Source organism: Anaeromusa sp., assembly GCF_028691475.1.
Classification (GTDB): domain Bacteria; phylum Bacillota; class Negativicutes; order Anaeromusales; family Anaeromusaceae; genus Anaeromusa.
Genome location: NZ_JAQUZF010000021.1, coordinates 8,306 through 31,264 on the forward strand (window position 1 = coordinate 8,306; position 22,959 = coordinate 31,264).

At 51.8% G+C, this 22,959-nt stretch carries 19 protein-coding genes and 1 other annotated feature; of the genes, 2 read left to right on the top strand and 17 right to left on the bottom strand.

What is annotated here, in order from left to right; translation table 11 throughout:
- Window positions 1-5 precede the first annotated feature (5 nt).
- Window positions 6-368 (bottom strand): P-II family nitrogen regulator, encoded by a 363-nt coding sequence (locus PHF27_RS04835; RefSeq protein ID WP_300066803.1) that lies wholly within the window; start codon window positions 366-368, stop codon window positions 6-8.
- Between the two features lie 47 nt (window positions 369-415).
- Entirely contained in the window at window positions 416-1,849 is a 1,434-nt protein-coding gene (locus PHF27_RS04840; protein ID WP_300066806.1) for an ammonium transporter, read from the bottom strand.
- 342 nt (window positions 1,850-2,191) lie between these two features.
- Window positions 2,192-2,417 (top strand) — a binding site (T-box leader).
- Window positions 2,418-2,471: 54 nt separating this feature from the next.
- On the opposite strand from PHF27_RS04840, the gene PHF27_RS04845 reads away from it, so the two are divergent.
- Together PHF27_RS04845 and PHF27_RS04850 are read left to right on the top strand one after the other, a co-directional pair.
- Window positions 2,472-2,960 carry an Lrp/AsnC family transcriptional regulator gene (locus tag PHF27_RS04845; RefSeq protein ID WP_018702599.1) on the top strand — a complete coding sequence of 163 codons (489 nt, stop codon included), beginning with the start codon at window positions 2,472-2,474 and terminating at the stop codon, window positions 2,958-2,960.
- Complete coding sequence (locus tag PHF27_RS04850) at window positions 2,957-4,129, top strand: aminotransferase class I/II-fold pyridoxal phosphate-dependent enzyme (protein WP_300066811.1); 1,173 nt, start codon at window positions 2,957-2,959, stop codon at window positions 4,127-4,129. The genes PHF27_RS04845 and PHF27_RS04850 overlap by 4 nt, the downstream gene beginning before the upstream one ends.
- Window positions 4,130-4,178: 49 nt before the next feature.
- Here PHF27_RS04850 and PHF27_RS04855 read toward each other — a convergent pair whose 3' ends face one another.
- The 15 genes from PHF27_RS04855 to PHF27_RS04925 form a co-directional block, all read right to left on the bottom strand.
- A complete protein-coding gene (locus PHF27_RS04855) occupies window positions 4,179-4,463 on the bottom strand; it encodes a zinc-ribbon domain containing protein (RefSeq protein ID WP_300066814.1) in 285 nt (94 codons plus the stop codon).
- A 176-nt stretch (window positions 4,464-4,639) separates the two neighbouring features.
- Window positions 4,640-6,643, bottom strand: a complete 2,004-nt coding sequence (gene tkt, locus PHF27_RS04860) for a transketolase (RefSeq protein WP_300066817.1) — start codon at window positions 6,641-6,643, stop codon at window positions 4,640-4,642.
- A gap of 18 nt (window positions 6,644-6,661) precedes the next feature.
- The gene (locus PHF27_RS04865; RefSeq protein WP_300066820.1) at window positions 6,662-7,126 is read right to left on the bottom strand and encodes an SRPBCC family protein; all 465 of its coding nucleotides are present in this window, start codon (window positions 7,124-7,126) and stop codon (window positions 6,662-6,664) included.
- 77 nt (window positions 7,127-7,203) lie between these two features.
- On the bottom strand, window positions 7,204-8,589 hold the full coding sequence (locus PHF27_RS04870) for a glycosyltransferase family 39 protein (RefSeq protein WP_300066823.1): 1,386 nt from the start codon (window positions 8,587-8,589) through the stop codon (window positions 7,204-7,206).
- Window positions 8,589-9,299, bottom strand: coding sequence for a polyprenol monophosphomannose synthase (locus PHF27_RS04875; protein ID WP_300066826.1), 711 nt, complete (start codon window positions 9,297-9,299; stop codon window positions 8,589-8,591). The genes PHF27_RS04870 and PHF27_RS04875 overlap by 1 nt, the downstream gene beginning before the upstream one ends.
- On the bottom strand, window positions 9,299-9,694 hold the full coding sequence (locus PHF27_RS04880; RefSeq protein ID WP_300066829.1) for a GtrA family protein: 396 nt from the start codon (window positions 9,692-9,694) through the stop codon (window positions 9,299-9,301). Before PHF27_RS04880 ends, PHF27_RS04875 begins: the two co-directional genes overlap by 1 nt.
- Before the next feature lie 158 nt (window positions 9,695-9,852).
- Window positions 9,853-10,611, bottom strand: coding sequence for a YdcF family protein (locus tag PHF27_RS04885; protein WP_300066855.1), 759 nt, complete (start codon window positions 10,609-10,611; stop codon window positions 9,853-9,855).
- A gap of 5 nt (window positions 10,612-10,616) precedes the next feature.
- Entirely contained in the window at window positions 10,617-11,765 is a 1,149-nt protein-coding gene (locus tag PHF27_RS04890) for an iron-containing alcohol dehydrogenase (protein ID WP_300066832.1), read from the bottom strand.
- A gap of 13 nt (window positions 11,766-11,778) precedes the next feature.
- Window positions 11,779-12,564: a histidinol phosphate phosphatase gene (locus tag PHF27_RS04895; protein WP_300066835.1), complete on the bottom strand. Its 786-nt coding sequence runs from the start codon at window positions 12,562-12,564 to the stop codon at window positions 11,779-11,781.
- Window positions 12,565-12,660: 96 nt separating this feature from the next.
- On the bottom strand, window positions 12,661-13,038 hold the full coding sequence (locus PHF27_RS04900; RefSeq protein WP_300066838.1) for a VOC family protein: 378 nt from the start codon (window positions 13,036-13,038) through the stop codon (window positions 12,661-12,663).
- 146 nt (window positions 13,039-13,184) lie between these two features.
- A complete protein-coding gene (locus tag PHF27_RS04905; protein ID WP_300066841.1) occupies window positions 13,185-14,153 on the bottom strand; it encodes a beta-ketoacyl-ACP synthase III in 969 nt (322 codons plus the stop codon).
- A gap of 163 nt (window positions 14,154-14,316) precedes the next feature.
- Window positions 14,317-15,612, bottom strand: coding sequence for a GDSL-type esterase/lipase family protein (locus tag PHF27_RS04910; RefSeq protein ID WP_300066843.1), 1,296 nt, complete (start codon window positions 15,610-15,612; stop codon window positions 14,317-14,319).
- 153 nt (window positions 15,613-15,765) lie between these two features.
- The gene (locus tag PHF27_RS04915) at window positions 15,766-16,236 is read right to left on the bottom strand and encodes a hypothetical protein (RefSeq protein WP_300066846.1); all 471 of its coding nucleotides are present in this window, start codon (window positions 16,234-16,236) and stop codon (window positions 15,766-15,768) included.
- A gap of 53 nt (window positions 16,237-16,289) precedes the next feature.
- Window positions 16,290-20,624, bottom strand: coding sequence for a 2-hydroxyacyl-CoA dehydratase (locus PHF27_RS04920; RefSeq protein WP_300066849.1), 4,335 nt, complete (start codon window positions 20,622-20,624; stop codon window positions 16,290-16,292).
- A 327-nt stretch (window positions 20,625-20,951) separates the two neighbouring features.
- Entirely contained in the window at window positions 20,952-22,637 is a 1,686-nt protein-coding gene (locus tag PHF27_RS04925; protein WP_300066852.1) for a glutamine--tRNA ligase/YqeY domain fusion protein, read from the bottom strand.
- Window positions 22,638-22,959 lie beyond the last annotated feature (322 nt).

The window sequence follows — 22,959 nt, forward strand, 5'->3', positions numbered from 1 at the left end:
TTCACTTACTCTTTTTTCTCGCCCACAGCCATGGCGCCTTCTTCACCGGTGCGAATGCGGATGGCATTTTGAATGGGATATACGAAAATCTTGCCGTCGCCTAGTTTGCCTGTCCGCAACGTATCGCGCATCACATCCATGACGGCTTTCATTTCGCTTTCTTTGACCACTGTCTCGACTTTAACTTTAGGCAGCAAGTTGACCGCGTATTCTGTACCGCGATAAACTTCAGTGTGTCCTTTTTGGCTGCCACAGCCATATACCTGGGTCACGGTCATGCCGGTTATGCCGATTTCCGCTAAAGCATCCTTCAGATCCTCCAGCTTGCCCGGACGAGTGACCACTTCGATTTTAATCAAATCGCCCATATCATCAATCCTCCTTCAACTCGCACTTCTCATTCTTTACTATCAGTTTACGAGAAATGCGCCTTCGTGGCAACAGGCTGTTCCAGCCGTTCGAACGCCATGGCTCCGGCGCCCATCGGTACGCCTGATCCAAACTCCTGGCTTACATAGCCATTTTCGCCGTGTTCGCTGATATCGAGTCCCACCACTTCTGCATCTTCGGAAACACGCAGTTCCGTAAAGAGGGCGATAACTTTCAGAATTACAAAGGTCATCACCGCTGCAAACAGAATAGCCATACCTACGCTGGCCGCCTGAATCCAGAACTGCTCCAGACCGCCGCCGTAGAAGAAACCATCCGCTCCGGCGGGATTCACTTCTTTTGTACAAAACAAACCAGTGGCTAAAGCGCCCCAGGTGCCGCCCACGCCATGCACGCCGAAAGCATCCAAGGAATCGTCGTAACCCAGCCGACGCTTGCAAATGCTGACTGCGAAATAGCACAACATGCCTGCGCCTAAGCCGATAATTACAGCCGGCACAATTTCCACAAAGCCTGCTGCCGGAGTAATCCCTACCAAACCAGCGATACAGCCGCTGACAATACCTAAAACGGTCGGTTTGCCATTATGCATCCATTCCACAAAAAGCCAGCCCAACGAACCAGCTGCTGCTGCCGTATTGGTCACAACAAAAGCGCTGGCGGCCAAACCGCTTGCTCCTAACGCGCTGCCCGCATTGAAGCCGAACCAGCCGAACCACAGAAGAGCCGCGCCTAAAACCGTCATCGGCAAGTGATGAGGCATCATCGGAGATACGCCGTAGCCGCGACGTTTTCCCATAACTAAACAAGCAACTAAACCCGATACGCCAGACAGAATGTGAATAACCGTACCACCGGCAAAGTCCAGCGCGCCTAAATCGCGCAGCCAGCCGCCAACGCCCCATACCCAGTGCGCAAAAGGATCATAGACCACAGTCGTCCAAAACAGAACAAATAAGGCAAACGCCGGAAAACGCATTCTTTCCGCAATCGAGCCGGTTATCAGCGCCGGCGTAATCACCGCAAACATGCATTGGAAGATCATAAACGCCAGATGAGGCACAGTCGCCGCATAATCAGCGTTGGCCTCCTGGCCGACACCGCTTAAACCGGCCCAATCAAGACTTCCCAGTAAATGATTGATATCAGGTCCGAAAGCAAGACTATAACCGAATAATACCCATTGCACCGAAACGAGAGCTAAAACGAAAAAGCTCAGCATAATCGTATTGAGTACGTTTTTGCTGCGTGTCATACCTCCATAAAACAAAGCTAATGCCGGCGTCATCAGCATAACCAACGCAGCGCTTAAAAGGACAAAAACCGTATCACCTGTATCCAATTTTACTGCTTCTGCAGCCTCTGCGGCCGCTGCCGCGCCTTCTTCCGCCGCCAACGCCAGAGACGCGGGCAAGCTGCCTAGCAACGCCAAGCTTAGAGTTTTCCACCATTTTTTCATACCCTTCTCCCCCTTTTCTCTGCTCAAACCGTCTCCCGACAGTCTGCTTTTACAGCGGATTTCCGCCACACCATCACACAGACAAAAACGGCGACAAGGAATCTTCATTCCCTGCCGCCGTCGTTGGCCGCCATCAAACAAAAAGCCTTCTTCTTCCCTAAATAAGGAAAGAAGAAGGCTTCATCGCCTGACGATATTCTTGGTGTATGGCGTTAGTATAGCAACTTTCTGTAACTCTGTCAACCAGGAATTGTATTTTCTTTATCTGCCTTTCAGAAAAATGTATTTTCTCAAGCTTGCCTTCCTGAAAAAGACATGATAGAATACAAATCAAATCTATACCTTACGGCAATGAGAGGAAAAGTAGCTGTTACACGACCTTACAGAGAGCCGGCAGTTGGTGCAAGTCGGCGGCGCTACGCAGTGAAAGCCATCCTTGAGCCGGAAAACGCAACGCCCGCCTAGGGGGCTAGTAGGTTTTCCCGCTTTCCCGGCGTTATTGGGTTCAAGAGAGTCGCCATGCCGGCGGCTAATAAAGGTGGTACCGCGGAACCGTTTCGTCCTTTTTCAGGATGGAACGGTTTTTTTATTTGTCTCTTACTAAAGAAAGGAAGTGCTACACATGCATCCGAAACAAGCTTTATTGGAATTAGTAGAACGCCATCCTCGCCTTAGTTCCGCCCAGCTGGCAGCCATGCTTGGCTGCAGCGCCGAAGAGGTGGACGCCGATTTGCAGGAACTAGAAGAAAAAAAGGTGATTTTAAAATACCATACTTTTGTTGACTGGGAAAAAGCAGGCGTACACAACGTTACCGCCTGTATCGAAGTCCGCCTGACGCCGCAGCGAGAAGTCGGTTTTGACGGCATTGCCGAAAACATTTACCGCTATCCGGAAGTCTGCGCCATGTACCTCATGTCCGGCAGCTTCGACTTAATGGTTTTCGTCGAAGGCCGCACGCTTAAAGAAGTAGCGGACTTCGTCGCTACCAAACTATCCACTATTGAGGGCGTCATGGGCACCTCTACCAATTTCATGCTAAAAAAATACAAAGAAGCCGGCATCGTTTTAGAAGATGATGAAGAAGATCGCCGCTTGGCGGTGACGCCATGAAGAACTGGCAAGAACGAATTTCTCCTACCGTGCAAGCGCTGCCGGCTTCCGGCATCCGTCGTTTCTTCGATATTGTCGCCGAAATGAAGGGCGTTATTTCCTTGGGCGTCGGCGAGCCAGACTTTGTCACGCCCTGGCACATTCGTGAAAGCTGCATGTACGGCTTGAAGCGAGGCTACACCAGCTATACCTCCAACTACGGCCTGTTGGAGTTGCGCGAGGAAATCGCGCAGCTTATTCAGAGACGCCATGACATCACCTATAACCCCCGCGATCAGGTTTTGGTCACAGTCGGCGTCAGCGAAGCCTTAGATCTGGCGATGCGGGCGCTCTTGGCCCCGGGAGATGAAGTGCTGATCCCTGAGCCTTGCTATGTGTCCTATAAAGCCTGCGTCCATTTGGCCGGCGGCAAACCGGTACCGGTTGCTACCAGCGCCGCCCAAGAATTCAAAGTGCGGGCCGCCGACTTAGAAGCGCTTTTGACGCCGCGCACCAAAGTCTTGATGATGGGTTTCCCTAACAATCCCACAGGGGCCATCATGAACCGCGAAGATTTGCTGGAGCTGGCGCTTTTTGCGGAAAAGCATGATTTAATCGTGATTTCCGACGAAATTTACGGAGATTTGACTTATGAAGGCGAGCATGTCTCTTTCGCCTCTCTTCCGGGCATGCAAGAACGCACGCTGCTGCTCAACGGTTTTTCCAAAGCCTACGCCATGACCGGCTGGCGCATTGGCTACGCCCTGGGCCATGCCGAGCTCATCGGCGCTATGAACAAAATCCATCAGTACACTATGCTGTGCGCACCGATTACCGCCCAAATCGCCGCCCTGGAGGCGCTGCGTCATGGAGACCGGCAAATGCAGCAAATGGTGGCAGAATACAACAACCGCCGCCGCCTCATGGTTAACGGCTTTCGCCGCATGGGCCTGGAATGCTTCGAACCTAAAGGAGCCTTTTACATCTTCCCTTCCATTAAAGAAACCGGTCTGACCTCTCTGGAATTTGCCGAGCAGCTGCTCAAGGCGGAAAAGGTGGCCCTTGTGCCTGGAGATGCCTTTGGCGCCAGCGGCGAAGGCCATGTCCGCTGCTCTTACGCCGCCGGCAGCGCCCAGCTCGCCGAAGCTCTGGAGCGCATTGAACGCTTCGTCAACACCTTGCGCAAATAACCAACCGCATGTAATAAAAAAACCCCGCCTTCCGGCGGGGTCGTTTTTATTACATGCGGTTTTTGGAGTAGCAGTCGCGGCAGTAAACCGGACGATCGCCACTGGGACGGAACGGAACCTGAGTCGTGACGCCACACTCGGCACAGATGGCTTCGTGCATTTCACGCTGGGGACGGTCGGAACCGCCGGTGCGCTGTTTACGAGCAGCACGGCAGGTAGGGCAACGACCGGGTTCGTTCTGAAAACCTTTTTCAGCATAGAAATCTTGTTCCGATGCGGAGAAAATGAATTCAGCGCCGCACTCGCGGCAAGTCAGGGTTTTGTCTTCGTACATTTAGGAATCCTCCTCAGAGCATTTTTGCCCGGAACGGCTTTGGGTCTTCTGGAATGTCTGAGAAGAACAAACCCGACCTCATTAGACCTATTCTCTTGAGCATGGCTTTATTGTATCGTTTACCTCCGCAAAAGTAAAGCTATTTTTCAATCTACTCACGCCTGATTCAACTCCGCTTACCTTTTTGCTAAGGTTTTTCGAAGCTGCTCAGTCAAGTTTTCCGCCGTCAGCCCAACATGCTCAAACAATCTTTCCGCTGGCGCCGACGCGCCAAAGCCGTCCACAGTTACATAGACACCGCCAGCGCCTCCATAACGCTCCCAGCCGAAGGAAGAAGCCGCCTCGACCACCATGCGAGGCACCCCCTCCGGCAGTACGCTCCGTTGAAATGAAGCCGGCTGCAAAGCAAACCATTCTTGACAAGGCATGCTGACAACTCGAATCAAGCGGCCTTCTGCCTCCAGCGTTTTCGCCGCCTGCAACGCCAAGGACACCTCGGAGCCGCTGGCAATCATGATCAACTCCGGGCGTTCCGCCCCTTCATGCAGTATATAGGCGCCTCTAGCCACACTTTCCTCCGGACAAATTGTCGTCTCCTCGAGCACAGGAAGGTTTTGCCGACTGAGCGCCAAGGCCACCGGCCCCTCATGCTGACGCAAAGCATGTCTCCAGGCAGCCGCTGTTTCATTCGCATCGGCCGGACGGACCACCGCCAGTCCCGGCAAGCAGCGCAACGACGCCAAATGCTCTACCGGCTGGTGGGTCGGCCCGTCTTCGCCTACGCCAATGCTGTCATGCGTAAACACATACACCACAGGCAGCTTCATCAAAGCTGCCAAACGCATGGCAGGACGCATATAATCGGCGAAAGATAAAAAAGTGGCTCCATACGGGCGCAAACCGCCAAACAAAGCTAAGCCGTTCAAAATACTGCCCATAGCATGTTCGCGTACGCCAAAATGAAGGTTTCGCCCTTCATAACTTCCCTTTTGAAAATCACCACAGCCAGACAAGTAGGTTTTATTGGATGGCGCCAAATCGGCGCTGCCGCCGAGCAGATTGGGCACTGCCGCCGCCAGCCAATTTAGAATCGTTCCCGAGGCGGCCCGCGTGGCCTGGCCTTTGGCGTCTGGAGCAAACGGAATGACGTCTGCATCCCAATCTATCGGCAGCTCCCCTTTCAGCCAGCAACTGCATTGCAGCGCCGCTTCTGGATGGCAGGACGCAAAAGCATCCCATTTTTGCTGCCATTCTTTTTCGGCTTCCTCGCCTCGTTCCAGGCACTTGCCCATCTCGCAGCGCACATCCTCAGGCACGAAAAAGCGAGGTTCTTGCGGCCAATCCAGCGCTTCCTTGGTACGCGCCAGTTCCGCCGCCCCCAACGGTTCGCCATGGGCCGCAGCCGTATTCGCTTTCCCCGGACTGCCGTAGCCGATCTGTGTTTTAACAGTAATCAATACGGGCTGACCGGAACTTTGCTGCGCTTTCGCCAGCGCCGCTTCCAGTTCCTCCAGGTCATTGCCGTCCTGTACCTGCAACACCCGCCAACCGCAAGCTGCAAAACGAGCCCCTACTTGCTCCGTAAATGCTATGTTTGTACTTCCCTCAATAGAAATCTTATTATCATCATACAGACAGATTAAATTATCCAAACCTAAATGCCCAGCCAGCGAAGCCGCTTCCTGGCTGACGCCTTCCATCATATCGCCGTCGCCTGCAAGGACATAGACCTTATTGTCAAACAAAGGCTCCTCTTTGCCCGGAAAATGGGCGTCCATAAATTTCGCCGCCATCGCCATGCCCACGGCATTGCCAAAGCCTTGTCCCAACGGTCCGGTAGTCGTTTCCACCCCCGGCGTATGGCCCCATTCCGGATGCCCGGGAGTCAGCGATCCCCACTGACGAAAGTTTTTGATGTCCTCTAATGCTACCTGATAGCCTGTCAAATGCAAGAGTCCATATAAAAGCATCGAGCCATGTCCTGCAGATAATACAAAGCGATCCCGCCCCGGCCAAGCGGGGTTACGCGGATTGTGCCGCAAAAACTTCGTCCAAAGCACGTAAGCCATCGCTGCCGCACCCATCGGCATACCAGGATGACCAGATTTCGCTTCTTCCACCGCATCCGCCGCCAACATTCGCAAAGTGTTGATTCCCAAGTGATGAATGTTTCCTTTCATACGTCGCATGCCTCCTTTTTATCCTGGAATACGAAAGACAAACTCTCCCTTTTGCGCCGTTTCACTCAGTTGGCGCAGAGGTTGTAAAAAACCGCCCATTTGCAAAGCCAGCTTCTTACCAAACCAGGCCGCAGCCACCTCGGACAACAGGCCTTGTACCTCTAGGGAAAACCGCAATATACAGCCGTCGCCAGCAGGCTCTATAACGCCAACAGCCAGCAGCGACCACCATAAATAACGAAAACGCAAAGCGATTTTGCGCTCCGGTTCCAATTTCTCCACGCAAAAAGAACGCCCCCAGGCCGATGTGCGCCGCCATTTTCCAGCAGCGCCTTCTTGGAGCGGCACGGTTACGCGCACTTCCTGCAAATCCGGCTGCCAACTGCGCCAATAATGCGGATCCGCCAAAAATGGCCACAAAAAGCCAGCCTGCACCGCAAATTTTTCTTCATATTCTCCGCAAAGGCATTGCTGCTTCTGCATATCTCCACTTCCTCTTCCTTCCAAATTCTTCAAATGCAAGAAGGATGGACTTCTCCATCCTTTTTCGTTCTATGCCCTTAAAACTCCTCTTTACCTCGGCAGCGAAATACAGCCACCTGCCGTATGCCTTCGCTTAGCTGCGCCACTTTCTCTACCTCGCGGAATTGCTGTTTTAACATTGTTTCGTCTTTTGCCGCGCCGAAATAAAGAGCCGTGCCGCCTGCCAAGGGCGGCAAATCCTGCCGCCAATAGTCATACATAGAAATACGCGCCGGCGTCACCACATGGACAGCGGGTTTGCCAGGCAGATAATACCACACCAGAGAGGCGTTCTGATAAGAGTCGCTCAGCACCCAGCGCACATCCTCCTGCAGCCAGGACCGCCCTTGAGCGAACACGTCATTTCCTATAAATTGCTGCACCTTCAAATTGGCTTTAGGCGGCAGCCATGGCGCGACTTCGGGAAATTTAGCCAAGCCAACAAGCAGCAGTGACAACCCTAAGCCCGCAACCAGCCATTTTCGCGCTTGTTTTTTTTGCAGCCAGTACGCCAAGAGCGCCATGCCGCCCAAATAAGCCGGTACCGGCCAATTGGCTTCCGCCTTTTTAAATAACGCCGCATAGCCAAAGAAACCTAGCGGAATCCAGCAGGAAAGCCACAGCAGCGCGCTCTGCCATTTCTGCACATTCGATTTAAGATAGCGCCAGCTAAAATAGAACAGAGCGAAGAAAAAAATCGGATTAACAATCGCCGCCTGGGCGCCCCAAAAATCAAAAAAAAGCGGCAATTGCAGCACCTTGGGGGCATCCATGCCATGGCCGTACTGAAATCGAAAAGAAACCCAGTCATGCAGAAAATTCCAATACAGCACCGGTGAAAAAACAAGCACCGCTAAAACCAGCGCGCCCCAAAACACAGGTCTCCGCAGCGTCCGCGGCTGGTAAACCAAGACAGTCAAGAGCAACACAGGTAAAAGCAGCACCGCCGTGTATTTGGAAAGCATCGCCGCGCCTCCGGCAACGCCAGCCGCCAGCCACCAAGCCGAACCCTCTTTCTGCAAAGCCCGCTGCGCACTATAAAGAGCCGCCGCCCAAAACAAGGCCAGCGGCGCATCTGGCGTCGCCAGCAAATAACCGATTTGCAAAATAGGCAGCCCTAGTAAAAGCAGCAGTGCGTACTGCGCTACAGCACGCCCCCACAAGTTCTCCGTCAGCCTCCACATCAGCCATACCGCTCCGGAAAGGCAGGCCACCGGAACAATACGCAGCACCGCCTCCGTCTGTCCCACCTGGCCCACAACCCAAAGCAGCCAGGCAATCATCGGCGGATGGTCAAAATAGGAAAAGTCCAGACGTTGTGTCCAGACCCAGTAATAAGCTTCGTCATAATGCAAAGGCAAGGTTGCATTATAGGCAATATTTGCCAAGGCAATCGCCAGAATCAGCCCATTTTCCCAGCGCATCAAAGGCCCTCCATCCTCAGTTTCCATACCATCAGCACGGCTTCCAAAAAGATGTGTTTAGACATTTTAGATTTACCCACTTCCCGGTCTTCAAAAACAATAGGCACTTCCTTTATTTTGAAGCCTTTACAGTGCGCCCGATAGGTCAGCTCAATCTGAAAAGAATAACCGTTAGAACGAACAGCGCCCAAATCGAGAGTCTCTAAAACCTCTCGCCGAAAACATTTAAAACCGCCAGTCAAATCTTGATAAGGCAGCCCTAAAAGAACCCGGGCGTACAAGCTGCCGCCCCGGCTTAAAAAGCGCCGCCAAAAACCCCAATTTTTCACTCCGCCGCCAGGTACATAACGGCTGCCCAGCACCAGGTCCGCTTCTTCGGCTGCCGCCAATAAGTCCGGCAAATACCGTGGATTATGGGAAAAATCGGCATCCATTTCCAAAATACGTCGGTACGAGCGGGCTAAGGCCCAGCGAAAGCCCGCAATATAGGCGGTCCCTAAGCCCAGCTTGCCTGCGCGGCGCAATAAGAACAACCGCCCCTCATATTGCGGCGCTTCCGCCCATTCCGCGACCAATTGCCCTGTACCGTCCGGAGAGTTATCATCGACTACCAGCACATGAATATCCGGCCGAATTTCATAGATAGCTTCCAGCAAAGGCCCTAAATTTTCTTTTTCATTGTACGTCGGTATAATAATCAGGTCGTTCACTATATTGGCAGCTCCTTCTTTTCTCGGAAAGTCAAAGTATAATTCAGGAAGAAATTAAAAAAGCTGACTACAGCTACGGCAACAAGCTGTGCCAGAGTCTTATCCATGCTCCAGGCGCTGACCAAATAATGCAATACCAATAAGTTAAGCCCCAAGCCCCCTAGGCTAACGCCAAAAAACTCCAGGTATTTCCGCTGCATACTTTTGTCTGCAGCCGCCCCTTGAAAGGTCCAGGAAAAATTCCACCAAAAATTATTGCTTACAGCCACTAAAAAAGCGCATACTGCAGCGGCTACGTAAAAAAAGCCCCCCCATAGGCACAGCGAATAAACTAACAGATTCACAATCACGCCCGAAGCGCCTACCAGACAAAATTTGCATAACTTGGCAAACAAAAGCCTCTCTCCGTTCCTTTCAATACTTCCTGCATTATACCCTATTCTTCTCGTTCACTTCAACCAAAAGACAGAAACTTCCTATTTCAGCTGTAAACAAGGTCTATAGCCTACAAAAAAGAACACGCCTGGCTTTCCACCAGGCCCATATTGTGATTTCAATACCAACGAACCGCTAATAAAGCAATATGCTCTTTCAAGGCCAAACTGGTATCAGCCAGCGAATCGGCGCTGGGAACCAATTTGCGCGGTTCAAAAATCGCGTGCCGATTGACCATATATCCGGCTGGATAAGGGTGCGTCTCTATGCCAATTTTTGCAAACTGCTTCACTGAGCGGTCCATATGAAAAGCGGACGTAACCAGCACCGGCTGCCGAAACCCCTTTTCTTGCAGCAGTTTCTGTACAAACAAGGCATTTTCCGTCGTATTACGGCTTTGATCCTCTACCAAAATATCACGCTCCGGTACGCCTAAACTTTGCAGGATGTGTTTGGCTACCGCCGCTTCACAGCCAGTGCCGGCAAACACCTGTCCGCCGGAAAAGATAATAGGCCTCGGTTCCAACCGATACAGCTGGTAGGCTGTCAGAAGACGGTTCGCCGCGTGGCCGGCCAAATGTCCTTCTCCTTGGACATTTGGGGTATCCTGCGTAGCGCCGCCTCCAAGCACTACCAGCACATCGCCTTGCGCCATCGCCGCTGCTGGCTCATAGCGTTCCTCCAGCGAGCGCACTAGAGCCTCCGACAATGCAGGCGTCGAAGCTGCATAGAACAAAAAGGTCACCACTAACAGCAGCCCTGCCGCCATGCGTTCTTTTTTTCGCCAAAGCCACCAGCCCAACCCTGCAAAGCAAACTAAAAAGCAGCCTGGGGGCAATAAAAATGTGGCATATACGATTTTCAGCAAATACAGCATCGTAATCAAATAAGCGCTACGTCGTCAAGACGCCCGTCATAAATCATGTTCAAAAGGTTTTTCATTTCTTCTGCATCGATTTCCGCCGGGTTCACCTGCGTCGAACCCAGCAAGGCCTTGGCAGTAACACTTTCCAAGCCATCCTGCCATTCTCGAAGCGACAGCACATCCGCAAAGGAGTGCGGAATGGCCACGGCACGGCGCAATTTTAGCAACGCCTCCGCCAAATCCGGCACTTGCGCCGCCTTGGCCAGCTCTTGCTCACGCCCTTTGGCCCAGTCGTCGCGGCGATTGTAACGCAAAACATACGGCAGCGCAATGGCGTTGATCAGACCGTGTCCCAGGCCGTAACGCCCTCCAATAGCATGCGCAATGCCGTGAGACAGGCCCAGACCGGTATTGTGAAAGGCCAAGCCAGCCATACATTGCAAATAGTGAACTTCTTCCCGCGCTTCTTCATCGCCGCCGCAAGAAGCTCCCAAGTGCCGCAGCAATCCGGCAACCGCCTCTTTCGCCAGGCAATCGCTAAAAGGATTGCGTTTTTTATTTAAGTAGCTTTCCACCGCATGCGTCACTGCATCCATGCCGGTCTCCGCCGCCACGGCCGCCGGCATAGTCAGCGTCAATTCCGGATCCAAGATAGCGATATCCGGAATAAACGCATTGCTCTTCAAGCCAATTTTAATTTCGTCTTCCCGGAACGTGACTACCGCCGCCCAAGTGACTTCGCTCCCTGTGCCGGAAGTAGACGGCGCCACCACCAGCCGGGTCCGCTGCCTTTTCTGCGGCAGCCTGCCTTCTCTGGCTGCTGCAAAAGTAAGCTCCGGATACTCGTAAAACAACGTCATTACTTTAGCCGCGTCAATAGGCGATCCGCCGCCCATTGCCAGCACCAGATCCGGCTGAAACTCCCGCATGGCCCGCACGCCGGCCAAGACAGCCTCCGTATCCGGATTGGCCGGAACGCCCTCATGCAAATAGACTTCACACCCCGTCGAACGCAAAGCCACTTCCGCCTGTTCTAAAAAGCCGTAGCGTTTCATGGAAGAGCCGCCGGTTACAATAAATGCCCTTTTAGCCTGCAGCGTCCCCAATTCCTTCACAGCGCCGCGCCCCAGCCATAAGCTGTCACCGCCCAAAATGATTTGTTGCATATTGCCTACCTCCTTAAACTAACACCTTGTCATCATACCCATAGCGTCGTCTTTCCCGATAATACACAGGCTGCAAACCGGCAAACTCCGCTATCGCCAGCCCCTTGCGCAGCCAACGCCCCACATCCTCCGGCTTGTGCGCATCAGAGCCAATCGTCACAAAGCGGCCTCCTAAAGCGGCAAAGCGCTCATAAATAGGCAATAGCTGCCGCAAGCGCAGCGGCGACTCCAAGCGTCTCGTGTTGATTTCCAATGCCGTTTCACGCCCGGCAACGACCAGAAGAATCGCATCAATCAGATCCATATATTCGCCGTAATACACTTCCGTATCCTCATACCGCGCATAGCGGGCAATATAGTCGATATGTCCCAAGGCGTCAATAAAATCATATTCTTCCACGCATTGCAGCATAGCTTCAAAGTAACGGCAGTAAACATCCCGTTTGCTGCGTCCTTTATAAAAAGCCGCATCATAAATATCCATGCCCTCTACAACATGAATGGAACCGATAACTTGATCAAATGCATAATTCGCAAGCAGCGCCTGATTGGCCGCCTTGCACTCGGCGCGCATGCCGATCTCTACACCCAGCAGCAGCTTCTCGCTGCGATAGGGCGCATACGCCTCCAAATACTCTTGCGGCTCAAAAAGAAACGCTTCCGGCTGGGGATAATCATAGTCCATATGCTCTGTAATAATCAGACCGATTTCCTTTGCCGCAGCAGCCTCCATTGCCTCCTCCAAGGTCATGCGTGAATCCGTAGAAAACGCGGTATGACAATGACTGTCAAAAACCATAGGCCCCTCCTTGTTTTTCATCAGTTTCTCTTGCTCTTACAGTTTAACTCAGCAAAAGCACCATTCCGCTTTCAGTATGTCCCGACATAAACCCGCCTAAAACAGCGATCCTTGCATAAACTCCACCCGCTCTCCATCTGGCCCTAAGAAGAAAAAGTTCTGCAAAGTTTTCCCTAACGAAGCCGGCTGCTCTGTTAACGGCATAATGCCAAGCGAACGCAAGCGATCCATTTCCACCGCCACATCAGGTACCCAAAACGCTAAATGATCCACTACGCCATCCTGGCGTTCCGCCGGTTCCTGCTGCAACCGTTGCACCAGTTCTATGATTTGCCCTCCCGCGTTGAGAAAGACTAGTTTAATCCGCTCGTCCTGATATACATTTTCCACTTCACAACCAAGCGCCTGTTGATAAAAGGCTTTAGAAACATCTGCATTTTTCACTACAAGACCGACATGAGCCAATTTATACATGTTTCCACCCCACCATGATCGTCCGTCATTTCCTGACACTATTATTTTATCATAATCCCGGCCTGAGAGCCGACGTTTTATGCAAATCGAAAAAGAAAGCCGCAAAAAAGCAGGCGGAGATGATTGCTCTCGCCTGCTTTGGTTAATCAATATTCTAAAATGGCCGCGCCCCAAACCAAGCCGCCGCCAAAAGCCGTTAAAAGCACTTTTTGGCCGCGCTGAATCTTCCCTTCCTTAATCGCCAAATCAAAAGCCAGCGGGATAGTAGCCGCCGAATTATTGCCATACTCACGAACCGTGCACACAACCTTGTCCATCGGCAGTGACAAATGTCTGGCAACCGCATCAATAATACGTTGATTGGCCTGATGAGGCACCACCCAATCGATATCGTCAATCGTCAGATTGGTAGCCGCCAAGGCTTCCTTTACCGCCTGCGTCATGGCGTTGACCGCCAACTTGAAAATTTTATTTCCATCCATGGCCATTTTATTTTTTCCGGCCGGTTCGCGGCTGCCGCCGCCGGGAATGTAGAGCAGGTCAGCGTATTGACCGTCAGCGCGCAGTAACGTATGCAAAATCCCTGCGCCGTCTTTTTCCTCGCCCCTGGATAGAATAGCTGCGCCAGCGCCATCGGAAAATAAAATACAAGTGCCGCGGTCCTCATAATCAGTAAAACGAGACAGCGCTTCCGCGCCGATTACCAATACGTTTTTATGCGTACCACAACGTATATATTGCTCGGCAACCTGCAACGCCGTCAAAAAGCCCACACACGTTGCGCTCACATCGAACGCAGCTGTGCGCGGCAAACAACCTAGTTGATGATGCAACAGGCAAGCCACAGCCGGAAATGGATAATCGCCGCTTACGGTAGCGACCAAAATCAAATCCAAATCCTGCGCCGTCATACCGGCGTCTTCCAACGCCGCCCTCGCTGCCGCCAAGGCCAAATCGGATGTTGCCTCTTCTGGAGCGGCAATACGCCGTTCGGAAATGCCGGTACGCGAAAGTATCCACTCATCGGTTGTATCGACCATACGAGTCAAGTCTTCATTCGTTAAGCGCCGTTGCGGCACGTAATGCCCAGTCCCCCGGATCACCACTCGTTGCATGATTACACTCCTTTATTCCTACCACGATGAAGCATCCAGGCAAATGATCTTCTGCCGGAGACGCCTTATTTAGACCTGGTTTTAGAACCAGGTCTTTATTTATTATCCGGCACATCCGCCATTTTGTAAAGCTTTTTCTCATCTTACACTGTTGTAATTGTATTTAGCGCGTAACCCGTACCCAATTTCGCTCAATGATTTGCGCCATAAGCTCTTTGCCCTCCAAACCGGGATGCAGCCCATCAATGGCTAGACGGTTTTGCATCACGCCCTTGGAGTCAATAAAATGAGGCTCCAAGTCAATATAATACGGCTGGCGACGAATAAACTGATTCACTTTGGTAAACGCGCTGCGCCAGTTTTCTGCCGTCGGCTCGTCAAATACCCTCTCAATGGCCGCCGGATTTATGGAAGGCAAAGTGAGGAAAATAGGCCGAATGCCATTAGCGCGGCATTTTTCGCCAATTTCCGTTAGTTCTTGGATAACTTGTTCTGCCGGCACGCCGCCGCGCAAGCTGTTGGTCCCTCCTAAAATCAAAAGATATTTAGGATTGTAAGGCAATACATCCGCGTCAAACCGAGCCAGCATGCTTTCCGTAGTATCGCCGCTGCGTCCCAGGTTTACATGGGAAAAGTGCAGATACGTTTGAAAATCATATTCTTTGTCCGCCGGCGAAAAAGAAACCGAGCCGCCGCCATGAACAATACTATCCCCAAAAGAAGCCGAATACCAGCCATCATTGGCAGGATCCACCGTAAAGCGGCCCGCTTCCGACCATACGCCTACAGGGCCTCCTTGCGCATCCAACCCGCGCACCCGCCAGTAATACACCCCTGGCTTGCTGCGCGGCAGCTCATCATAACAATCAATAACAGCGCCGACCCGTTGACTCCAAATACGATACTTCGAGGCTTCCGTTCCTAGCGGATTTTCCGGCTCCGCCGCCAAAAGCTCCACTTCATACCCGGAAGCGCCCGGAATCATGACCCAGGTATAAACCGGATACAGTAAAGAAGCCATACCGCCAGCATTGAAATCCGCATTCAAGACAGGACGCAGGGGTCCTTTATTTTTAGGATTTACCTGCAGCACTTCACTCTGAGAAAAGCGGCTGATCGGCTGTCCGTCCAAATCCAGAGCCCTCACCCGCCAGTATAAAGTTTGTTCTTCGTCCCATAAGGAAAAATCAGCCTGATACGCAGCCTGAAAAACCTGTTTGGTTTTTAAAAGCGGCCCGAATCCTTCAGGAGCCTCTTCTGGCGAGCGAGTCCAAATTTCCAATTCGTATTGTAGCGCATCTGCAATGGGCGTCCAGCGAAGCAACGGCTGCGCCACCGCCTCGCGGCGCTCCTCCGACGCCAAACTCTGCGGTCTCGGCAATGCCGGCTCGCCAAACAGAGAAGCCGACGCCAACAAAAACAGCAAGCAACATACAATTATTTTCCCTGCGCGGTACATGCCAGCCGCCTCCTCGCCTCACCGATGTATCTTTCATAGTAAAATTGCATCTTCATTGTAGTAAATTGTATCATAGATAGTCTCATTTTGCACCTTTCCTAACGACAAGGAAGCAGTCCAGCGCCATGCGCCGGACTGCTTCCTTGCAGCCTTTTATTGCTCGTTGCCGCTCTTAGCCGTCTTCATAATCTCCAGACGTTCCAAACCATATTGGGCAAACTCCTCATCATAGCGCACCTGCATTTCCGACTCTGTCTGATAGCGCTCCTCCAAATTCATTTGCTTGATACGCTCCTCGCCATAAAGACGGATAAAATCTCTTCGTCCCAAGCGATGCACCAATTCCGCCCAAAAGGTATAGTTTTCAAAACGCTCAATTTCTTGCATCGGCCGGCCTTCTTCCCCAAAACGGCGAGTAAGATAATACTCTCCAGTTCGATCATCACGGCCCACTGCTTCTTCCAAGTTAAAATCCTTGGCAGCCTCCAATGCTTTCTGCATAAGCAAACGATACTCTTCCGTAGACTCGCCCTTTTCTTCGGAATGGGCATGAAGCACCCAATCTGCCATATACAGCATTTCCAATAAGGCAGCGTATTCTTTCTTGCTAAAATTTAATTTCACCGTCTATTCCTTCTTTCCCTGCTACTTCTTCCTTACGCCTAAGAGGACTTGCTCTAATCCGCTTGCGGCTGTACTTCTGCACCAACAACATCAGCCAGGCTGGTCGCTGCTTGCTGCTCCTCCTGTCCCGGCCGCTGCCGGCGACGCTGTTCGTCGCGCAATTGCTTAAACGCAACAGACATCATTAACTTAATCCGGTTCAATTGATTCACTTCACTGGCGCCAGGATCATAATCAACGGCTGCTATATTGGCCTTAGCATAACGGCGCTTCAGCTCTTTCATTACGCCTTTGCCTGTAATGTGATTAGGCAGGCAAGCGAACGGCTGCATGCAGATAATATTAGGCGCGCCGCCCTCAATCAATTCCACCATTTCCGCGGTCAAAAGCCAGCCTTCACCGGTTTGGTTTCCTAAGGAGACAATGCCCTTGACCTTCTGCGCTAACTCATCAATGGGCTCAATATGACGAAAGCGCGAACTTTGGGCCAGAGCTTGAATCACATCTTTGCGGAACCAATTGATTAACTTAATATAGCCTTTGCTGACAAGTTGGTCAATACGGCTCCCCGATAAATACTGGTAACGATATTCATCATCGTATAGGCAGTACAAAATGAAATCGGTCAAATCCGGCACAACCGCCTCGCCGCCTTCGCGCTCAATAATGCCGACAACGTCATTATTGGCATCCGGGTGAAATTTAACAAGAATTTCGCCAACAAGGCCTACTTTGGGTTTTTCCTCCTGCCGCAAAGGCAATTTTTCAAAGTCCGCCACTAAGCGTCGGACATTATCACGAAACTGGCCACGGTCACCATTGGCCACATTTAGTTTGCACCGTTCCACCCATGTCGCATACAGCTTTTCCGCAGAACCGGCCACCGACTCATAGGGCCGTGTGCGATATAGTACGCGCATCAGCACATCACCGTACAGCATGGCCAAAATCAGCCGTTTCACCATGCCCGCTGATACATTAAAGCCGGGATTGCTTTCCATGCCGCCAAAGTTGGCGGAAATAACCGGCGTGTTGGCAAAACCAGCTTCCCGCAAAGCCCGCCGCAAAAAGCCGATATAATTGGTAGCCCTGCAGCCGCCGCCAGTCTGGGAAATCAGCAGCGCCGTCGTCTCTGGATCGTACCTCCCGGACTGCAATGCTTGAATAAGCTGTCCCACCACCATCACCGCCGGATAGCAAGCGTCATTGTTCACGTACCGCAAGCCTTCTTCCACCGCTTGCTTGTTCGCCGACTCCAATACTTCTAAATGATAACCTGACGAAGACATGGCCGCCTGCATAAATTGAAAGTGAATCGGAGACATTTGCGGACACAAAATAGTATGGGTCTTTTTCATGGCTTTGGTAAAAGGAGATTTAATAACTAACGGCGTTTTTTCCGCCACAGACGCCCCAAGGCGTTCCCGTTCACGCACCGCCGCCAGCAAGGACCTGATCCGGATGCGCACCGCGCCTAGGTTGCTGCCCTCGTCGATCTTCAGGACCGTATACACCTTCCCGGCCCGTACGAGAATATCGGAAACCTGATCCGTCGTAATGGCGTCCAAGCCGCACCCAAAGGAATTCAACTGTACCAGTTCCAGCTCCGGCTGCTGCGCCACCAACTGCGCCGCCCGGTACAAGCGAGAATGATACACCCATTGATCCACAACGCCCAGCGGTTTTGGCGCTGCCGCCATGTGCGAAACGGCATCCTCAGTCAACACAGCCAAACCGTTAGCTAAAATCAAGTCTGGAATGCCATGATGCACTTCCGGATCAATATGATAGGGATGACCCGCCAGGACAATTCCCGTACGTCCGGTTTCCGTCAAGTACTGCAGCGCTTTTTCGCCCATCTCCCGTATATCGGAACGAAAACGATCCATTTCCAGATAAGCGCGGCGCACCGCTTTTTTAACCTCGCCGTAAGGCAAGTGCAGAAACGCCAATTCTTCCTGCAGCCGCTTAGCCAAGCGTTTCGGATCATCCAAAGGCAAGAACGGCTGCACCAACCGCACGCCTTCTGCTTCCAGCACATCCATGTTATTGCGCACAACTTCCGGATAACTTCCCACGACAGGACAGTTATAATGATTGTCCGCATCTGTAAATTCCTTACTCTCCATAGGAATGCAAGGATAAAAGATGAAAGGCGCTCCCTTATGGGCCAAATCCATAATATGCCCATGCACCAGCTTCGCCGGATAGCAAACCGTTTGGGATGGAATGGTCTCTAAGCCGCGATTGAACAGTTCTTTAGACGAAGGAGCCGAAAGTTCAACCCGAAAACCAAGCTCATTGAAAAAAGTGAACCAAAAGGGATAATTCTCATATAGATTCAAAACCCTGGGAATACCCACACGCCCTCGCGGCGCTTCTTCCGCCGCTAACGGACGATACGAGCCAAAAAGCCGGCGATACTTATAAGCGTATAAATTGGGAAGCTCTGCATTGGTCTTAGCCTGTCCGGCGCCTCGCTCGCAGCGGTTTCCCGAAATAAAACGACGTCCGTCGGTAAAACGATTGATCGTCAACAGACAATTGTTGCCGCATTGGCCGCACCGGTGGATATCCGTTTCCACTGCAAAACGCTGCAGCTCCGCCAAAGACAACAAGCCGGTCTCCGCCTTGCCGTCCCATTGCTCCAACGCCAAAAGCGCCGCGCCAAAAGCGCCCATTAAACCGGCAATGTCCGGCCGAATCACCTCGCGGCCAATAGACAGTTCGAAGGCGCGCAACACAGCGTCGTTGAAGAACGTGCCGCCTTGCACTACAATATGTTCCCCCAATTCTTCGGGTCTGCTGATTTTTATGACCTTGTACAACGCATTGCGCACAACCGAATACGCTAAACCAGCGGAAATATCGCCAACTGCAGCGCCTTCCTTTTGCGCCTGCTTCACTTTGGAATTCATAAACACCGTGCAGCGCGATCCCAAATCAACAGGATGACCGGATGTCAGCGCCGCAGCCGCAAAGGCCTTCACATCAAGTCCCAAGGAGTTGGCGAAGGTCTCCAAAAAGGAGCCGCACCCGGAAGAGCAGGCTTCATTCAGCAAAACTCGGTCAATAATGCCTTCTTTCACATGAAGGCACTTCATGTCCTGTCCGCCGATATCTAAAATGAAAGACACCCCAGGCAAGAAAAAATTAGCCGCTTTATAATGGGCCACCGTCTCCACTTCGCCGATATCCACGCCCAAGGCCGCCTGAATCAAAGCTTCGCCATAGCCGGTCACCGCGCTTTGGCGAATTTTGGCCTCTTTAGGCAGCTTCCGGTATAATTCCTGCAAAATCGAAACCACTGTAGCCAAGGGATTCCCTTCATTGCTGCCATACCAAGAGAATAAAAGCTGTCCGCCCTCGTCAAGCAAAGCCGCCTTCGTAGTGGTCGAGCCCACGTCAATGCCTAAAAAGCAGTCTCCCGCAAAAGAAGCCAGCTCCCGCCGAGCCACTTTCGAGCGACCGTGACGCCGAAAAAAGTCAGTCTTATCTTCCTCCTCGGCAAACAACGGCGTCAACGAAGCAATTTCCCGTTCCACCGCTACATTGCGCAAAGCCAATGCTTTTTCTCTCACCTCGACAAAGCGGCAGACTTCATGTTCCTTGGATAGCAGCGCCGCTCCCAAAGCCACAAAGTACTGCGAATTTTCCGGAAAAACGACTTCGTCTTCCTTCAGCTTCAGCGATTCGGAAAAGCGCTGCCGCAGCGCCGACAGGAAGAATAAAGGCCCCCCTAAAAAAGCCACTCGCCCGCGAATACTGCGGCCGCAAGCCAGCCCGCCCACCGTCTGATCGACAACTGCTTGCAAAATGGAGGCGGCAATATCGGTTTTTGCCGCGCCTTCGTTGAGCAACGGCTGTACGTCGGTTTTCGCAAAAACACCGCACCGGGCGGCAATCGGATACAACGTGCTATGTTGCAAAGCCAGTTCGTTCAGCCCTGCCGCGTCGGTTTGCAAGAGAGCCGCCATTTGGTCGATGAAAGCGCCTGTACCGCCGGCGCAGGTTTCATTCATGCGCTGATCCACGCCTTGATCAAAAAAAGTAATCTTTGCGTCCTCGCCGCCCAGCTCAATAGCCACATCGGTTTGCGGAATGTAGCGTCCGATGCTTTCCGTACAGGCTACTACTTCCTGAACAAACGGGATTTGCAGCCATTCCGCCACGGCAATTCCGCCAGAGCCAGCAGCAGCAATGGTGATTTCAGCCTCAGGAAACTCCGCATACGCTTCGTCCACTAATGAAATTACAGTTGTACGCACATCTGAGAGATGGCGTCGGTAGCGGCTATATACAAGACGATCATTTGCATCGGTAATGACAATTTTTACTGTTGTTGACCCTACATCAAGCCCGGCCTGATAATGCTTACGCAAAACCATTCCTCCACCTCCACGCATTTCTCCAGCTTCCCCTCAGGCAAGCACGCTCTACCTAAAAATCCGTAGACTAAGATTCCCCAAAAACAGTCAAATTCCTGCTTATATGTGCAAAAACAAGCAAAAAATAATTCCTTTTGCTCCTTTTCTCCCTTTGAGCACTATATATTTACCAAGAACTTCTGCCAACAAAGAGATTACCCATAAATTGCAAGCAAGAGTTATTAATGCATTATAGATATATTCCTCCACACAGGTCCATAAATCCTGCTAAAACAGAAAAAAAGCGTGCTCGAAGGCACGCTTTTCTACTATTTATGTCATCTTATGTCATCCTTGGTTCTTTTGCACCTTGGCCCAGGAATCACGCAAGCCAACAACACGATTGAACACCAGGGCGTCTGCTTTAGACTCTACTGTGTCCACGCAGAAATATCCGGTACGCAGGAATTGATAATGAGTTCCCGGGGCCGCTGAAGCCAGCGACGGCTCCACCATGGCTTCCACAATCTCCAAAGAAGCCGGATTCATGCGATTTGCAAAATCAGTGCTGTCTACGCCCTCTTCTTCGGGCAGCAACAGATAATCATACAAACGCACCTGCGCCTTTTTCGCATGCGCCGCCGAAACCCAATGCAGTACGCCTTTGACTTTTTTCGCGCTGTTGGGACCGCCGCTTTTGGTATCCGCATCATAGGTGCACCGCACCTCTAGGATATTGCCGTTTTCGTCTTTCACTACTTCTTCGCAGCAAATAATATAGGCATGCTTGAGGCGCACTTCTTTGCCCGGAGCCAAACGGAAAAACTTTTTCGCCGGTTCCTCCATGAAATCCTCTTGCTCAATATACAGTTCTCGGCCAAATGGAATCTGCCGCTCGCCCATCTCCGAATTTTCCGGATTATTCTCCGCGCTCAGCCATTCTTCCTGGCCTTCCGGGTAGTTGGTGATAACCACTTTGAGCGGCCGCAGCACCGCCATGGCCCGTGCCGCCTTGGCATTGAGGTCTTCCCGCACACAATGCTCCAGCATCGCCACATCGACTTGGCTGTTGCTTTTCGCCACGCCAATGCGCTCGCAAAAATCACGAATAGCTGCTGCCGTATAGCCTCTGCGCCGCAAACCGGAAATGGTAGGCATCCGAGGATCGTCCCAGCCGCTGACGCGGCCTTCCTCCACTAAACGCCGCAAATAGCGCTTGCTCATGATCGTCCGGGTAAGATTGAGCCGAGCAAATTCAATCTGCTGCGGCCGTGGATCAAAGCCCAATGCCGTCAGCGTCCAATCATAAAGAGGCCGATGATCCTCAAATTCCAAGGTGCAGATGGAATGAGTAATGCCCTCTAACGCGTCAGAAACCGGATGGGCGTAATCATACATCGGATAAATGCACCAGGCGTCTCCTGTGCGATGATGGTGCGCCCGCATGATCCGGTACAATACAGGATCGCGCATATTCAAATTCGGCGAAGCCATATCGATTTTCGCCCGCAGCGTCCGGCTGCCGTCAGCAAATTCTCCGGCCCGCATACGCCCAAACAAATCGAGGTTTTCTTCAACACTGCGGTTGCGGCAAGGGCTTTCCTTGCCTGGCTCGGTCAAGGTGCCCCGATGTTCGCGCATTTGCTCCGCCGTCAAATCGCAAACAAAGGCCTTGCCGTCGCGAATTAATTGACAGGCGCACTCATAGAGCTTCTCAAAATAATCGGAGGCATAAAAGCGGCGCTCTTGCCAGTCAAACCCCAGCCAATGTACATCTTCTTGAATCGAGTCAACATATTCGGTTTCCTCTTTACTGGGATTTGTATCATCAAAACGCAAGTTGCATTGCCCGCCATACTCCAAGGCCAAGCCAAAATTCAGGCAGATGGACTTGGCATGACCGATATGTAAATAGCCGTTCGGCTCAGGCGGAAAGCGGGTATGCACCTTCTGACCGTACTTATTGGTTTTATTATCTTCATTAATAATAGCTTGAATGAAATGCGTAGAGACAAAAGATTCATCTGTGCTCATTATGCTGACTCCTTTATTCTGTATTCTATTATAGTATTTTAGCATAGCTTTTTAGGCCAGGGCCAGAGAAAAAATATTGAACAAGAGTAGAGGGAGTAAATGGAGGGAACGCAGGAAGGTTACTGAGTACGAGTTTAACAGGAGAAAATGGAGATTCTCTAATAGCCAGCCGCCGGTTTTTTTGCGGCTTTTGGAGAGCAAGGCAGTCCGCAGGACGCAAAAGAAGCCTCGGTCATCCGAGGCTTCTTTGCAAACCTTCTTGCTTAACAGTTTCTTACTTCACTAACAGTTTTTTGCCGGCAATACCCGGTACGGTCATTTC

Bases quoted from the DNA above. Each gene is read 5' to 3' on its own strand.
- PHF27_RS04845 (WP_018702599.1), top strand. From the start codon at position 2,472: ATGCATCCGAAACAAGCTTTATTGGAATTAGTAGAACGCCATCCTCGC.
- PHF27_RS04865 (WP_300066820.1), bottom strand. From the start codon at position 7,126: ATGCAGAAGCAGCAATGCCTTTGCGGAGAATATGAAGAAAAATTTGCG.
- PHF27_RS04905 (WP_300066841.1), bottom strand. From the start codon at position 14,153: ATGCAACGAGTGGTGATCCGGGGGACTGGGCATTACGTGCCGCAACGG.
- PHF27_RS04840 (WP_300066806.1), bottom strand. From the start codon at position 1,849: ATGAAAAAATGGTGGAAAACTCTAAGCTTGGCGTTGCTAGGCAGCTTG.
- PHF27_RS04855 (WP_300066814.1), bottom strand. From the start codon at position 4,463: ATGTACGAAGACAAAACCCTGACTTGCCGCGAGTGCGGCGCTGAATTC.
- PHF27_RS04910 (WP_300066843.1), bottom strand. From the start codon at position 15,612: ATGTACCGCGCAGGGAAAATAATTGTATGTTGCTTGCTGTTTTTGTTG.
- PHF27_RS04870 (WP_300066823.1), bottom strand. From the start codon at position 8,589: ATGCGCTGGGAAAATGGGCTGATTCTGGCGATTGCCTTGGCAAATATT.
- PHF27_RS04885 (WP_300066855.1), bottom strand. From the start codon at position 10,611: ATGCTGTATTTGCTGAAAATCGTATATGCCACATTTTTATTGCCCCCA.
- PHF27_RS04920 (WP_300066849.1), bottom strand. From the start codon at position 20,624: ATGGTTTTGCGTAAGCATTATCAGGCCGGGCTTGATGTAGGGTCAACA.
- PHF27_RS04895 (WP_300066835.1), bottom strand. From the start codon at position 12,564: ATGGTTTTTGACAGTCATTGTCATACCGCGTTTTCTACGGATTCACGC.
- PHF27_RS04900 (WP_300066838.1), bottom strand. From the start codon at position 13,038: ATGTATAAATTGGCTCATGTCGGTCTTGTAGTGAAAAATGCAGATGTT.
- PHF27_RS04835 (WP_300066803.1), bottom strand. From the start codon at position 368: ATGGGCGATTTGATTAAAATCGAAGTGGTCACTCGTCCGGGCAAGCTG.
- PHF27_RS04850 (WP_300066811.1), top strand. From the start codon at position 2,957: ATGAAGAACTGGCAAGAACGAATTTCTCCTACCGTGCAAGCGCTGCCG.
- PHF27_RS04890 (WP_300066832.1), bottom strand. From the start codon at position 11,765: ATGCAACAAATCATTTTGGGCGGTGACAGCTTATGGCTGGGGCGCGGC.
- PHF27_RS04925 (WP_300066852.1), bottom strand. From the start codon at position 22,637: ATGAGCACAGATGAATCTTTTGTCTCTACGCATTTCATTCAAGCTATT.
- tkt (WP_300066817.1), bottom strand. From the start codon at position 6,643: ATGAAAGGAAACATTCATCACTTGGGAATCAACACTTTGCGAATGTTG.